12 protein-coding genes are annotated in these 14,331 nt (G+C 61.0%); 6 read left to right on the top strand and 6 right to left on the bottom strand.

The features are described from left to right. The first annotated feature begins 8 nt into the window (after positions 1–8). Positions 9–1,289, top strand: a complete 1,281-nt coding sequence (locus tag NGM28_RS09650; RefSeq protein ID WP_252089903.1) for an NAD(P)/FAD-dependent oxidoreductase — start codon at positions 9–11, stop codon at positions 1,287–1,289. Continuing rightward, positions 1,286–2,104, top strand: a complete 819-nt coding sequence (locus NGM28_RS09655; RefSeq protein ID WP_252089905.1) for a sulfite exporter TauE/SafE family protein — start codon at positions 1,286–1,288, stop codon at positions 2,102–2,104. Before NGM28_RS09650 ends, NGM28_RS09655 begins: the two co-directional genes overlap by 4 nt. Here NGM28_RS09655 and NGM28_RS09660 read toward each other — a convergent pair. Next, a complete protein-coding gene (locus NGM28_RS09660; protein ID WP_252089907.1) occupies positions 2,093–2,980 on the bottom strand; it encodes a LysR family transcriptional regulator in 888 nt (295 codons plus the stop codon). The genes NGM28_RS09655 and NGM28_RS09660 overlap by 12 nt on opposite strands. A gap of 251 nt (positions 2,981–3,231) precedes the next feature. Between NGM28_RS09660 and NGM28_RS09665 the strand changes: the two genes are divergently transcribed. Together NGM28_RS09665 and NGM28_RS09670 are read left to right on the top strand one after the other, a co-directional pair. Then, positions 3,232–4,881 (top strand): GMC family oxidoreductase, encoded by a 1,650-nt coding sequence (locus tag NGM28_RS09665; RefSeq protein WP_252089909.1) that lies wholly within the window; start codon positions 3,232–3,234, stop codon positions 4,879–4,881. Between the two features lie 97 nt (positions 4,882–4,978). After that, positions 4,979–6,598, top strand: a complete 1,620-nt coding sequence (locus tag NGM28_RS09670) for an MFS transporter (RefSeq protein WP_252089911.1) — start codon at positions 4,979–4,981, stop codon at positions 6,596–6,598. A 220-nt stretch (positions 6,599–6,818) separates the two neighbouring features. Here the strand turns inward: NGM28_RS09670 and NGM28_RS09675 are convergent, their stop codons facing one another. From NGM28_RS09675 to glyQ, 4 genes are all read right to left on the bottom strand, one after another. Further along, complete coding sequence (locus tag NGM28_RS09675; protein WP_011531470.1) at positions 6,819–7,589, bottom strand: lysophospholipid acyltransferase family protein; 771 nt, start codon at positions 7,587–7,589, stop codon at positions 6,819–6,821. A 65-nt stretch (positions 7,590–7,654) separates the two neighbouring features. Then, positions 7,655–8,182: a D-glycero-beta-D-manno-heptose 1,7-bisphosphate 7-phosphatase gene (gmhB, locus tag NGM28_RS09680; protein ID WP_240064168.1), complete on the bottom strand. Its 528-nt coding sequence runs from the start codon at positions 8,180–8,182 to the stop codon at positions 7,655–7,657. A 4-nt stretch (positions 8,183–8,186) separates the two neighbouring features. Next, positions 8,187–10,241 carry a glycine--tRNA ligase subunit beta gene (gene glyS / locus NGM28_RS09685; protein ID WP_252089913.1) on the bottom strand — a complete coding sequence of 685 codons (2,055 nt, stop codon included), beginning with the start codon at positions 10,239–10,241 and terminating at the stop codon, positions 8,187–8,189. Further along, on the bottom strand, positions 10,238–11,185 hold the full coding sequence (gene glyQ, locus NGM28_RS09690; RefSeq protein WP_011531473.1) for a glycine--tRNA ligase subunit alpha: 948 nt from the start codon (positions 11,183–11,185) through the stop codon (positions 10,238–10,240). The genes glyS and glyQ overlap by 4 nt, the downstream gene beginning before the upstream one ends. Before the next feature lie 84 nt (positions 11,186–11,269). On the opposite strand from glyQ, the gene NGM28_RS09695 reads away from it, so the two are divergent. Both NGM28_RS09695 and NGM28_RS09700 read left to right on the top strand, forming a co-directional pair. After that, positions 11,270–11,821: a DNA-3-methyladenine glycosylase I gene (locus NGM28_RS09695; RefSeq protein ID WP_240064166.1), complete on the top strand. Its 552-nt coding sequence runs from the start codon at positions 11,270–11,272 to the stop codon at positions 11,819–11,821. 41 nt (positions 11,822–11,862) lie between these two features. Continuing rightward, positions 11,863–12,750, top strand: a complete 888-nt coding sequence (locus tag NGM28_RS09700) for a lysophospholipid acyltransferase (protein ID WP_252089915.1) — start codon at positions 11,863–11,865, stop codon at positions 12,748–12,750. A 79-nt stretch (positions 12,751–12,829) separates the two neighbouring features. Here the strand turns inward: NGM28_RS09700 and NGM28_RS09705 are convergent, their stop codons facing one another. Further along, the gene (locus NGM28_RS09705) at positions 12,830–14,125 is read right to left on the bottom strand and encodes a hypothetical protein (RefSeq protein ID WP_252089917.1); all 1,296 of its coding nucleotides are present in this window, start codon (positions 14,123–14,125) and stop codon (positions 12,830–12,832) included. Positions 14,126–14,331: the final 206 nt, after the last annotated feature.

The following is a 14,331-nucleotide window of genomic DNA, read 5'->3' on the forward strand; positions in this document are numbered from 1 at the left end:
ACACCGCCATGCCTGCCTTGCTGTCCCCTGCCGATACCTCCCGCGCCGACCACCATAAGGTGGTGATCGTCGGCGCCGGTGCCGCCGGCATCGCCACTGCCTCCAGCCTGATCGCCCGTGATCCGTCGTTGGATATCGCCTTGATCGACCCTGCCGAAGTCCACTACTACCAGCCCGGCTGGACCATGGTCGGCGCGGGTGTGTTCAAGGCACCGAGCACCGCCCACACCATGGCCGCGACCCTGCCCCGTGGTGTGCGCTGGATCAAGGCACGGGTCGAAGGTTTCGACCCCCAGGGGCAACTGGTGATGCTCGATGATGGCCGTGCCGTCAGCTATGAACAGCTGGTGGTCTGCCCAGGGCTGAAGCTGGATTGGAATGCAATCGAAGGCTTGAGCGAAACGCTGGGGCGCAACGGCGTCACCTCCAATTACCGGTACGACCTGGCGCCCTACACGTGGCAACTGGTGCAGAAGCTCAAGCACGGACGCGCCCTCTTCACCCAACCACCAATGCCGATCAAGTGCGCGGGAGCACCGCAGAAAGCGTTGTACCTGTCCTGCGACCACTGGTTGCGCAACGGCCACCTTGGCAATGTCAGGGCCAGTTTCTTCAATGCCGGTGCCGTGCTGTTCGGGGTAGCGGACTATGTCCCGGCCCTCATGCGCTACATCGACAAGTACGCGGTCGACCTTAATTACCAGCATCGCCTGGTGGCTGTGGACGGCCCGAACAAGCGCGCCACCTTCATGCGTACCCTTCCCGATGGCAGCACCGAGACCCGCGTCGAAGCGTTCGACATGCTGCATGTGGTACCGCCGCAAGTGGCCCCGGATTTCATCCGACAGAGCCCGTTGGCCGACGCCGCCGGCTGGGTGGACGTCGATCCGCACACCCTGCGCCATCGCCAGTTCGGCAATGTCCATGCCCTGGGTGACGTAGCCAATACCACCAATGCCAAGACCGCCGCCGCCGCGCGCAAGCAGGCGCCGGTGGTAGCCAACAATGTGCTGGTTGCGCTCGGCCGGTTGTCGACCCTGGCGCAGTACGACGGCTATGGCTCATGCCCGCTGACAGTGGAGCGCGGCAAGATCGTCCTCGCCGAGTTCACCTACGGTGGCAAGGTGGCACCGAGTTTCCCGCGCTGGCTGCTCGATGGACGCAAGCCGACCCGCCTCGCCTGGCTGCTCAAGGCCCGGATCCTGCCACCGCTGTACTGGAAGGCGATGCTCAAGGGGCGTGAATGGCTCGCACGGCCGCAACCCCTGGCAGCCGAGGCGCAGCAGTGATCGAGCATCAATTGCTGGGCGCTGGGCTAGGCGCGATCATTGGTGCGGTACTGGCCTTGACCGGTGCTGGTGGTGGCATCCTCGCGGTGCCGTTGCTGGTCTTCGGGCTTGGGCTGAGCATGGTCGAGGCGGCACCGATCGGTTTGCTGGCCGTGGGGTTGGCGGCGGCGGTCGGTGGTGTGTTGGGTTTGCGCCAGGGCCTGGTGCGCTACCGCGCGGCATTGTTCATTGCCGTGATCGGTATCGCCTGCGCACCGTTTGGCCTGATGCTCGCGCACCGCTTGCCCAATGCACCGCTGGCGCTGGTGTTCGCCGGGGTGCTGGTCTATGCCTGCCTGCGCATCTGGCGTAAAGCTGCCCGCGAGTTGCGCGGTGAATCACCCTGCGGTGATCGGCAGATCATGCCCTGCGTGCTCAACCCGCTGCAGGGGCGCCTGCGCTGGACCCTGCCCTGCGCCCGGGCTTTGGCGTTCACCGGCATGTTGTCGGGGCTGCTGTCCGGCCTGTTGGGTGTCGGTGGCGGCTTCGTGATCATTCCGGCCTTGAACCGCTACACCAACCTGAACATGAAGAGCATCGTCGCCACCTCGCTGGCGGTGATCGCCCTGGTGTCCACCGGCAGTGTGGTCAGCGCCAGCGTGGCGGGCGTGATGCATTGGCGGGTCGGAGCACCGTTTGCCGTGGGCGCGGTACTGGGCTTGCTGCTGGCGCGGCCATTGGCAAGCAAGCTGGCCGGCCCGCGCCTGCAACAGCTGTTCGCCGTGGTGGGGTGCGGCGCCGCAGTGCTGCTGGCCGGCAAGGCGCTATTCGGCTAGCAATTCGTCCTGCTCGGTGGCGCACAGCGCCAGAAGGTAGTCCCACACCACCCGCAGGCGTACTGACTTGTGCAGTTCGCGGCGGGTGCAGATCCAGTAGCTGCGCTGGATGGTTTCACTGGGCAGCACGCGCACCAGCTTCGGGTCGTGGCGGGCCATGTAGTTGGGCAGCACGGCGATGCCCAACCCGGCCTGGGCGGCGTGCTGCTGGGCGATCACGCTGGTGCTGCGGAACACCACGTTGGGTGCCCGGCAGAAGCTGTTGAGGAACAGCAACTCCTGGCTGAACAGCAGGTCATCGACGTAACCGATCCAGCTGTGCCGGGCCAGGTCTTCACGGCTGTGCAGCGGTGGAGCGCGGTCCAGGTAGTCCTGGCTGGCATAGAGCGCCAGCCGGTAATCGGTGAGTTTGCGGGTAATCAGCAAGTCGGCGTTGGGGCGTTCCAGGTGGATGCTGATCTCGGCTTCGCGGTTGAGGATGCTGACGAAGCGTGGCACGGCCACCAATTCCACTTCGAGCCCTGGGTAGCGCTGGAACAAGGCTTTCATGCGCGGGGTGAAGAACATGATGCCGATGCCTTCGGTCACCCCCAGGCGAATCTTGCCCAGTGGCGTGATGGCCTGGGTGATCTCTTCTTGTGCCAGCAAGGCAACGTTCTCCATGGCTTCGGCGTGCTTGAGCAGCGCCTGGCCGGAGGGGGTGAGTTCGTAGCCTTGGGCATGCTGGACGAACAGTGCGGTGCCCAGGTGCTTCTCGATGCTCTCGATATGCCGGGCCACAGTGCTGTGGGTGGTGTTGAGGCGTTTAGCGGCGGTGCGCAGGCGGCCGCTGCGCTGCAACTCGAGGAAAAACCGCAGATCGTTCCAGTCGAACATGCTGATCCTTGTGCCGTTCATGAGGCCCTTTCGCTGTAGGAGCGGCTTTAGCCGCGATCATCCGCGAAGCGGATGCCAGGCACCGCGGAGGCTGCATCGCGGCTGAAGCCGCTCCTACAGGATTAGCGCCGATCATGGGTGCGGCGCTGTGCTAAAACGCACAACGGCTGCGCGAAATCTCGTGTTTCCTCGGCGAAATTAATCAATAAGATGGAGCGGGACAAGAATAATAATCAGGCGCGAGGTTGCACATGCCATCAGCCGATTCTGTCTACGACTATGTGGTCGTGGGTGCCGGGCCCGCCGGTTGCCTGCTGGCCAATCGTTTGTCCGCCGACCCTTCGTGCCGCGTATTGCTGCTCGAGGCGGGTGGTCGTGACAACTATCCCTGGATACACATCCCTGTCGGTTACCTCTACTGCATCGGCAATCCACGCACCGACTGGTGCTTCAAGACCGAGAGCCAGCCCGGCCTGAACGATCGCAGCCTGGGTTATCCGCGGGGCAAGGTGCTGGGGGGCTGCTCGTCGATCAACGGCATGATCTACATGCGTGGCCAGGCCGCCGACTACGACCGCTGGGCCGAGCTAGGCAATGACGGCTGGGCGTGGAAGGATGTGCTGCCGTTGTTCAAGGCCAGCGAGAACCACTTCGCCGGCGCCAGCGATAGCCACGGCGCCGAGGGGGAATGGCGGGTCGAACAGCAGCGCTACAGCTGGCCGATCCTCGATGCCTTCCGCGATGCCGCCGAGCAGAGTGGCATCGCCAAGGTGGCCGACTTCAACACAGGCGACAACGCTGGCTGTGGATACTTTCAGGTCAACCAGCGCAGCGGTGTGCGCTGGAACTCGGCCAAGGCGTTTCTCAGGCCTGTCCTCAAGCGCCCGAACCTCACCGTCTTGACCGGTGTTCAGGTTGACCAGGTGCTGCTCGACAACACCCGAGCCCGAGCGGTGAAGGCCTTGTGGCAAGGCGCCTGGCATGAGTTCGCGGCTCGCCGCGAAATCATCCTGTGTGCGGGTTCCGTCGGCTCGCCCGGCATTCTCCAGCGCTCCGGTATCGGCCCGCGCAAGCTGCTCGAGGAGCTGGGCATCGGTGTGCGCCACGATATGCCGGGTGTCGGCGGCAATTTGCAGGACCATCTGCAATTGCGCCTGATCTACCAGATCCACAACACCCGCACCCTCAACCAGATGGCCAACAGTTTGTGGGGCAAGCTGGAGATGGGTTTGCGCTATGCCTATGACCGTAGTGGTCCGTTGGCCATGGCACCCAGCCAGTTGGGTGCCTTCGCGCGTTCGAGCGCCGAGCAGGCGACGGCCAACCTGCAATATCACGTGCAGCCATTGTCGCTGGACCGCTTCGGCGAACCGCTGCACCCGTTCCCGGCCTTTACCGCTTCGGTGTGCAACCTGCGCCCGGCCAGCCGCGGTCGGATCGATATCCGTTCGGCGGACATGAACACCGCGCCGCTGATCGACCCCAATTACCTCAGCGCTCCCGAGGACCTGCGCGTCGCCGCCGATGCCATCCGGCTCACCCGGCGTATTGTCCAGGCCCCTGCCCTCGCCGCCTTCGCTCCACGTGAATACCTGCCTGGCCCTGCCCTGCAGAGCGAGGAGGATTTGCACCAGGCAGCCGGCCAGATCGGCACCACCATCTTCCACCCGGTGGGCACCTGCCGCATGGGCAGCGGGCCGCTGGATGTTGTGGATAACCAGCTGCGCGTTCACGGCATCCCGGGCCTACGCGTGGCCGACGCCTCGATCATGCCGCAGATCGTCTCCGGCAATACCTGCTCACCCACGTTGATGATCGCCGAGAAGGCGGCGCAACTGATCCTCAAGGGGGCCAATACCCAGACCAACCTCAACGACGCCAGCGCGATACCGACGCCCTGACCCGGGTGTTTGCAACAGCGGCGGCTTGTGAGCGGAAGTCGCCGGCAGTGGAACAACAAGAATAATCACTGTGGCCCGCGGGCCGAGGACAGCAACGATGTCGGATTACATCCAGGAACACGGCGCGGCGGCGAGCAGCCCCAGCCGCCGTGAAGAGCGCAAGATCATTTTCGCGTCATCCCTCGGGACGGTGTTCGAGTGGTATGACTTTTTTCTCTATGGCGCGCTGGCTGCTGTCATCAGCAAGCAGTTCTTTGCCGGCGTCAACGACACCACCGCGTTCATCTTCGCCTTGATGGCCTTCGCCGCCGGCTTCCTGGTGCGCCCGTTCGGCGCGCTGGTGTTCGGCCGGCTGGGTGACATGATCGGACGCAAGTACACCTTCCTGGTGACCATCGTGCTGATGGGGTTGTCCACCTTCGCAGTAGGCCTGTTACCGACCTATGCCAGCATCGGCATCGCCGCGCCGATCATTCTGGTGGTGCTGCGCATGCTCCAGGGCTTGGCACTGGGCGGTGAGTACGGTGGTGCGGCGACCTATGTCGCTGAGCACGCGCCCCACGGCAAACGTGGTTTCCACACCGGCTTCATCCAGTCCACTGCGACGCTGGGCCTGCTGTTGTCGCTCACCGTGGTCCTGGCCAGCCGCTATATCAGCGGTGACCAGTTCGAAACCTGGGGTTGGCGCCTGCCGTTCCTGCTGTCGATCGTGCTGCTGGCGATCTCCACCTGGATCCGCATGAGCATGCACGAGTCGCCGGCCTTCGTGAAAATGAAGGCCCAGGGCAAGGTGAGCAAGTCGCCGATCCGCGAGTCCTTCACTTCCTGGCCCAACCTCAAGGTGGTGCTCACTGCGCTGTTCAGTATCAACGCCGGGCAGGCGGTGACCTTCTACACCGCGCAGTTCTACGTGCTGTTCTTCATGACCCAGATGCTCAAGATGGACCCCGCCCAGGCCAACACGCTGCTGATCATCAGCGTGGTGATCGGCGCGCCGTTCTTCGTGTTCTTCGGCTGGTTGTCGGACCGCGTGGGGCGCAAGCCGATCCTGATGCTCGGTCTGCTGCTGGCGACGGTGCTGTACTTCCCGCTGTTCAAGGCCCTGAGCCATTACGCCAACCCGCAGATCGATGCCGCCAGCCGCCAGGCGCCGATTGTCGTCACCGCCGACCCCAAGGGTTGCACCTTCCAGTTCGACCCGGTGGGCAAGGCGCGCTTCGACAGCCCGTGCGACAAGGTCAAGACGTTCCTGGTCAAGCAGGGCTTGCCCTATAGCTCGGTGAATGTCGGCGGCAGCGAGGTGATTGTCAGCATCGGTGACAAGACCATCAATGGCTTCGACGAGACGGCCATGCGCAGCGCCATCGACGCAGCGGGTTATCCGGCCAAGGCAGACCCTGCAAACGTGAACCAGGTGATGGTGGTGCTGCTGATCGTCGCCATGATCCTGATCGCCACCATGACCTACGGGCCACTGGCGGCGGTGATGGTCGAGCTGTTCCCCACGCGTATTCGCTATACCTCGATGTCCCTGCCCTACCACATCGGTAACGGTTGGTTCGGGGGCTTCCTGCCGACGGTGTCGTTTGCGTTGGTGGTGTATACCGGGGATATCTTCTATGGGCTGTGGTACCCGGTGTTGATTACCTGGGTGAGCCTGGTGGTGGGGATCTTCTGTTTGAAAGAGACCCGGGATGTGGATATCGACAAGGTGTGAGGCCCGTTCGCCGGCAAGCCGGCTCCTACAGGGTATTCGTACACCATCGATTACAAGGCACAAAAAAACCGGCGTAAAAGCCGGTTTTTTTATAGCGCGAAAAAACTTATGCACGATTTTCAGAAAAACGTCATACAGAGAAATAAATAGCTAATTCAACAGCTTAGCTATGTTCTGACACCCGTAATCCAAAAATTGCTAACAAGTTATCCACAGAACGTCAGGCGTGCTGCTGTTCCGGATTTTCCGCCACCGGCGGCAGCGAACCCATGGCCCGCTGGGCCGCCTCGTTCCACGCCTGGGCGCGGTCGTTGAGCTCGGCAATGGCTCGTGGCCCAGTCCCTTCCGGGTACATCGGCGCGCCAATCACCACCTCGATGGTGCCCGGGCGCTTGCCCCAGCCTTCACGGGGCCAGAACTTGCCGGCGTTGTGGGCGATTGGCAGCACCGGCAGGCCGGCATTCACCGCCAGGGCGGTACCTCCGCGGGAGAACTTGCCCATCTGGCCGTGGGGTACCCGGGTGCCTTCGGGGAAGATCAGCACCCAGGTGCCCTGCTTGAGCAGTTCGTCACCCTGGCTGGCAACCTGGCGCAAGGCCTCTTTCGGGTTCTTCCGGTCGATGGCGATCGGCCGCAGCATGGCCATGGCCCAGCCGAAGAACGGCACATACAGCAGCTCACGCTTGAGCACCTGGCTCAGTGGCGAGAAGTAGGCCGACAGGAAGAACGTTTCCCAGGTGCTCTGGTGGTTCGACAGGATCACGCACGGCACATCAGGCACATGCTCGGCGCCGGTGATCTTGTAGTCGATCCCCAGGATCGTCTTCACCAGGAACAGTGCGCAGCGGCACCAGTACACGTTGATGAACTTGTAGCGCTTGGGGAATGGCAGGAAAGGCGCGACGAAGAAGCTCAGCGAGCACCACAGCAGCGAACTGGTGCCCAACAGCAGGTAAAAAAGAAAGATTCTGATCGCCTGCAGGATCGACATAGTGGCATGTACCGTTGCGGGGCGTGCCCGCCTAATGAAAAGTGCGCCGTTCCTGGCGCACTCATTTAAATAAGTTCTCTGGCGATGGCTGCCAGATCGTCGAAAATCAGTGTAGTTTCCGGGACGCCTTTTTCCAGGGTCCTTTCGCCCTTGCCGGTTTTTACCAACACGGGTTGTGCATCGACGGCCAGGGCCGCCTCCAGGTCACCTTTGCTGTCACCGACGAACCATACGCCGGCCAGCGGCACCTGGTAGTGCTCGGCGATCGCTCGCAGCATGCCGGGCTTGGGCTTGCGGCAATCGCAGCCTTCGTCCGGGCCGTGCGGGCAATGCACGATCAAGCCGACTTCGCCCCCCTGCTCGGCCACCAGCGCGCGCAGGCGCGCGTGCATGGCTTCAAGCGTGGCCGGCGAATAGTAGCCGCGGGCAATGCCGGACTGGTTGGTGGCCACGGCCACCGTCCAGCCCGCCTTGCTCAACTGCGCGATGGCCTCGATCGAGCCGGGGATGGGGATCCACTCCTCCAGCGACTTGATGTAGGCGTCGGAGTCGTGGTTGATCACTCCGTCTCGATCAAGAATCAGCAGTTTCAACGACTTACCCCAGCAGCGAGATATCGGCCACGCCCAGGAACAGGCCACGCAGGCGGCTGAGCAGGGCATAACGGTTGGCGCGTACCTTGGCGTCCTCGGCGTTGACCAGTACGGCCTCGAAGAAGGCGTCTACCGGGTCGCGCAGGGCGGCCAGGCGGGCCAGGGCTTCGTTGTACTGGCGTGCGGAAGCCATCGGTTGCACGGCCTGGTCGGCCTGCTGGATGGCCGAGTACAGCGAGAACTCGTTGGCGTTGTCGAAGTACTTGGGCTCGACCTGGTCGGCGATGGCGCCTTCGGCCTTGCCCAGCAGGTTCGACACGCGCTTGTTCGCCGCGGCCAGGGCATTGGCTTCCGGCAGCTTGCGGAAGGCCTGCACGGCCTGCACGCGCTGGTCGAAGTCCAGGGCCGAGCCTGGTTTCAGAGCGCGCACCGACAGGTAGGTGGCGACGTCGATGCCTTCGTCTTCGTAACGCGCGCGCAGGCGATCGAAGATGAACTCCAGCACCTGCTCGGACAGGCCGGCGGCCTTGACCTTGGTGCCGAACTGCTTGACCGCGAAGTCGACTGCGGTGGTCAGGTCGAGGTCCAGCTGTTTCTCGATCAAGATGCGCAGCACGCCCAGGGCGGCACGGCGCAGGGCGTACGGGTCCTTGCTGCCAGTGGGCAGCATGCCGATGCCGAAGATGCCGACCAGGGTGTCGAGCTTGTCGGCGATGGCCACGGCAGCACCGGTGAGGGTCTGCGGCAGCTCGGCGCCGGCGCCACGCGGCATGTACTGCTCGTTCAGCGCCAGGGCGACGTCTTGCGGCTCGCCATCGTTGAGGGCGTAGTAGTAGCCGGCGATGCCCTGCATTTCAGGGAATTCACCGACCATCTCCGAGGCCAGGTCGCACTTGGACAGCAGGCCGGCACGGCCAGCGTTGGCCGCGCTGCCGCCGATGTACGGGGCAATGAAGGCGGCCAGTTTCGACACGCGCTCGGCCTTGTCGAACACGGTGCCAAGCTGGGCCTGGAACACCACGTTCTTCAGGCGCTCGTTGAAGCTTTCCAGTGGCTGCTTCTTGTCTTGCTTGAAGAAGAACTCGGCGTCGGTCAGGCGTGGGCGCACGACCTTCTCGTTGCCTTCGACGATCTGCTTTGGATCGCGGCTCTCGACGTTGGCCACGGTGATGAAGCGCGGCAGCAGCTTGCCTTCACTGTCCAGCAGGCAGAAGTACTTCTGGTTGTCCTGCATGGTGGTGATCAGGGCTTCCTGCGGCACTTCGAGGAAACGCTCCTCGAACGAGCACACCAGCGGCACCGGCCACTCGACCAGGGCAGTCACTTCGTCCAGCAGCGCCGGCGGCACGATGGCCGAGCCTTCCTGCTGCATGGCCAGCTCCGCGGTGCGCTTGCTGATCAGCTCGCGGCGCTCGGCGAAGTCGGCCAGCACATAGGCCTTGCGCAGGTCTTCGACGTAGTTGGCCGGGGTGGTGATGACCACGTTCTCCGGGTGGTGGAAGCGGTGGCCACGGGACTCACGGCCGGCTTTTTGCGCGAGGATGGTGCAGTCGACGACCTGATCACCCAGCAGCATCACCAGCCACTGAGTCGGGCGCACGAACTCTTCACGGCTGGCGCCCCAGTGCATGCGCTTGGGGATCGGCAGGTCGTTGAGCGAGTCTTCGACGATGGTGGGCAGCAGGCTGGCGGTAGCTTTACCCGGGATGTGCTGCGAGAAGCGCAGCTTCGCGCCGCTCTGGTCGATGTCCGACAGCTCGACGCCGCACTTCTTGGCGAAGCCCAGGGCAGCTTGAGTCGGGTTGCCTTCGGCGTCGAAGGCGGCCTGGCGGGGCGGGCCGTCGATGTTGATGCTGCGGTCCGGCTGTTGCACGTCGAGCTGGCGCAGCAGCACGGCCAGGCGGCGCGGCGCGGCGTACACCCGCTTGCCGGTGTAGTTCAGGCCGGCGGCCTGCAGGCCTTTCTCGATGCCGGCGAGGAACGCATCGCCCAGCGAGGCCAGGGCCTTCGGTGGCAGCTCTTCGGTGCCCAGTTCAACCAGGAAATCTTGAGCACTCATTGTGCAGCCTCCAGCTTAGCCAACACTTCGTCACGCAGTTCAGGAGAAGCCATCGGGAAGCCCAGGCGTGCGCGGGCTTGCAGGTAGCTTTGCGCCACGTCACGGGCGAGGGTACGTACGCGCAGGATATAGCGCTGGCGCTCAGTCACCGAGATGGCGCGGCGGGCGTCCAGCAGGTTGAAGGTGTGCGAGGCCTTCAGGACCATTTCGTAGGTGGGCAGCGGCAGGTCCAGCTTGATCAGGCGGTTCGCTTCGCTTTCGTAGAAGTCGAACAGCTCGAACAGTTTCTCGACGTTGGCGTGCTCGAAGTTGTAGGTCGACTGCTCCACTTCGTTCTGGTGGAACACGTCGCCGTAGGTGACCTTGCCGAACGGGCCGTCGGCCCACACCAGGTCGTAGACCGAGTCCACGCCCTGCAGGTACATGGCCAGGCGCTCCAGGCCGTAGGTGATCTCACCGGTGACCGGGTAGCACTCGATGCCGCCGACCTGCTGGAAGTAGGTGAACTGGGTCACCTCCATGCCGTTCAGCCAGATTTCCCAGCCCAGGCCCCAGGCGCCGAGGGTCGGCGATTCCCAGTTGTCTTCGACGAAACGGATGTCGTGAACCAGCGGGTCCAGGCCGATGGCTTTCAGCGAGCCGAGGTACAGCTCCTGGAAGTTGGCCGGGTTTGGCTTGAGCACTACCTGGAACTGGTAGTAGTGCTGCAGGCGGTTGGGGTTTTCACCATACCGTCCGTCGGCGGGGCGACGGCTAGGCTGCACATAGGCGGCGTTCCACGTCTCCGGGCCCACGGCGCGCAGGAAGGTGGCGGTATGGAAAGTGCCGGCGCCTACTTCCATATCGTAGGGCTGAAGCACCACACAACCTTGCTCGGCCCAGTAGTTCTGCAGGGCGAGGATCAGGTCTTGGAAGGTACGCACGGCTGGCGTAGGCTGGCTCACGAAATTCACCTGTATCTGGGGATGCGGATGTAAAGAGCGGGAGTATAACCCGATTCGCCTCGCCCTCTACGTAATTGGAGCCTTATGCCACGCTGCTTTTGGTGTTCCGACGATCCGTTGTACGCGGCCTATCACGACCACGAGTGGGGAACGCCGCAGCGCGACCCGGCGTTGCTCTTCGAGATGCTTTTGCTCGAAGGGTTCCAGGCGGGGCTGTCGTGGATCACCGTATTGAAGAAACGTGAGCGCTATCGTGAGGTGCTGCACGGTTTCGACCCGGTGAAACTGGCGCGCTTGAGCGATGAACGCATCGAGGAGCTTATGCTGGATGCCGGCATCATCCGCAACCGCCTCAAGCTCAAGGCCGTGCGCCGCAACGCCGAGGCCTGGCTGGCTGTGGATAACCCCGCCGAGTGGCTGTGGTCGTTCGTCGGCGGGCAACCGAAGATCAACCACTTCGCCTCCCATGCCGATGTGCCGGCGGTGACCGACGAGGCCAAGGCCATGAGCAAGGCCCTGCAGAAGGCCGGCTTCACCTTCGTTGGCCCGACCATCTGCTACGCCTTCATGCAGGCCACCGGCATGGTCATGGACCACACCACCGACTGCGATCGCTACGCCGCGCTGGCGCGTTGACGGGGTACAATGCGCGCCTTGCTGAAATAAGGAATTCGCCTGTGGAAAAGTTCAAGGGCGCCCTGATGGTCGGGGTGCTGCGCCTGTTTGCCAAGCTGCCCTGGGGCGCTGTGCAGCGTGTCGGCGCCGGTATCGGCTGGCTGATGTGGAAAATCCCCAATGGCTCGCGCAATGTTGTGCGCATCAACCTGGCCAAGTGTTTCCCGGAGATGGACCCGGCCGAACGTGAGCAACTGGTCGGCCGTGCGTTGAAGGATATCGGCAAGTCGTTCGTCGAGAGCGCCTGTGCCTGGATCTGGCCACCGCAGCGCTCGCTGGACCTGGTCAAGGAAGTGCACGGCCTGGAAGTGCTGGAGCAGGCCCTGGCCTCGGGCAAGGGCGTGGTGGGCATCACCAGCCACCTGGGTAACTGGGAGGTGCTCAACCACTTCTATTGCAATCAGTGCAAACCGATCATCTTCTACCGCCCGCCCAAGCTGAAGGCAGTGGATGACTTGCTGCGTGAACAGCGCGTGCAGATGGGCAACCGCGTGGCGCCTTCGACCAAGGAAGGCATTCTCAGCGTGATCAAGGAAGTGCGCCGGGGTGGCCAGGTGGGGATTCCAGCCGACCCGGAGCCGGCCGAGTCGGCTGGGGTGTTCGTACCGTTCCTGGGTACCCAGGCGCTGACCAGCAAGTTCGTGCCGAACATGCTGGCCGGCGGCAAGGCGGTCGGGGTGTTCCTGCATGCCCTGCGGCTGCCGGACGGTTCGGGCTTCAAGGTATTCCTGGAAGCGGCGCCGGAAGAAATGTACAGCGAGGATGTGACGGTAGCGGCGGCGGCCATGAGCAAGGTGGTCGAGCGTTATGTGCGCGAGTACCCGAGCCAGTACATGTGGAGCATGAAGCGCTTCAAGAAGCGCCCGGCAGGCGAGGCGCGCTGGTACTGAACCAAGAGCATGGCCGTGCGGGCTCGGCCATGCTACTTGAACATCAACTGCCCTTCAGGCAGGTAAGCTATTTATTAAATTAGGAATAGTGTCCAAGATAATTACGGAAATTATCGTGCGGTACCAGTTTCACATGGTGAAGATCAGTTGCTACGGAAAGTTTTTTTTCGGCATCCAATACTACACAGAATTGAACGTGGGTTCCAGTATTGCCATCCGCTTTATCAGCGAAGTGAAGGTCAAACGTGATACGTCTACCGTCTTTCTCCGCAGCATCAATATTCGTACTGATTGTAGTACTGATGGCGTTGCGTTCTTTAAGATTTGGCGCCATGGTGTCGTTGACTAATTTAATGATGACGTCACCTGGAAGTAAACTTTTTTGGGTTGTTATAAAATTATTCAGGATTGTTGTTTTTTCTTTGTCTAAAGACTCAAGGGCATTCTTTGTATGGGTGGTGAGAGCGTTTTCTGCATCGATTTTTGTTTTATATAGTTCGTCGTGCTCGGCTTTAAGTTTTTCATATGGCTCTATCTTGGTTAGAAGCTTTTCACGGTGCCTCTTAGAAAGTTCTAGAGCAGGACCATAATCTAGGACGTCATTGGAGCTGTTGGGTGTTTTAGCGTCCTTATATTGTGCTGTTATTGTAGCTATATGTGCATCAAGTGAATTTAGTTCTTCGGTTAGTTCATTAAGTTCCTGTTCTGTGCTGGTGTAATTATTTTCACTTAAGAATTTTCCAATTTTGTTCTGCGCTGCAGTGGCTGCGCTCTGCAGATTGGATTTTTCAGTTTGGTAATTTTCTAATTTTTTTAGAGCACCTGCAGGATCATCTTTAAGTGATTGATCAATATTCAAATCACTAACAGCAAGCTTAGCATCTTCATGATTAACTAAAGCTGTAATGTATGGTTCGGTTTTTTTTATATTGTTATCGATAGGGAAACTAAGGTCGGGGTCCATCTCTACACTGCTATCCTTGCTTAGCGTTTTGCTGGCAGGGGCAAAGTAGCTCAAAACCTCGTCGCCGATTTTAAAAGTCGTATAATTTTTTTCTGTAGCGTCATCACCTTTTTTGCATTTTTCGGTAGAGATAATAAATTTGTCTCGTTGATGCTCAGGGGCAAGATTTTTCAATGTTTCGTAGGCACGACGTGCAGTGGTTAAGTGTTTTGCGTTCACGATTTCGCGTAGCAGATTTTCAACCTTACCCCGGTCTACGTTATTGAACCAATCTATGATTCGCTGCAGAATGCCTTTGATTTTTATTTCGGCATCTGGCGCTGTATTTCGTATAGCTGCTAGATCTTTATGGTCAATAGTTGAGTTGATTGGAAAACAACTTCTATCGTTGATTGTGAGGCTGAAAGGCATCGAAGTTACTCCTAGGGATGATGTTCGATTCTTCCTGTTTACGCCTTGATTTTTCTACCCGGTATCGTCGTGAATTTTTATGCAAAGGCCATTGGGGCAGCAGCGGGTGTATCCACCTGGGCAAGGTATGCACTCAGCATTCGGGTATCCGGAGCACTCATCGTTCTGGAATGCTTAATGCTATTTTAGCCAGGCATGGTGTTTGC

This window comes from Pseudomonas sp. MWU13-3659, assembly GCF_023757525.1.
Lineage (GTDB): Bacteria > Pseudomonadota > Gammaproteobacteria > Pseudomonadales > Pseudomonadaceae > Aquipseudomonas > Aquipseudomonas entomophila_E.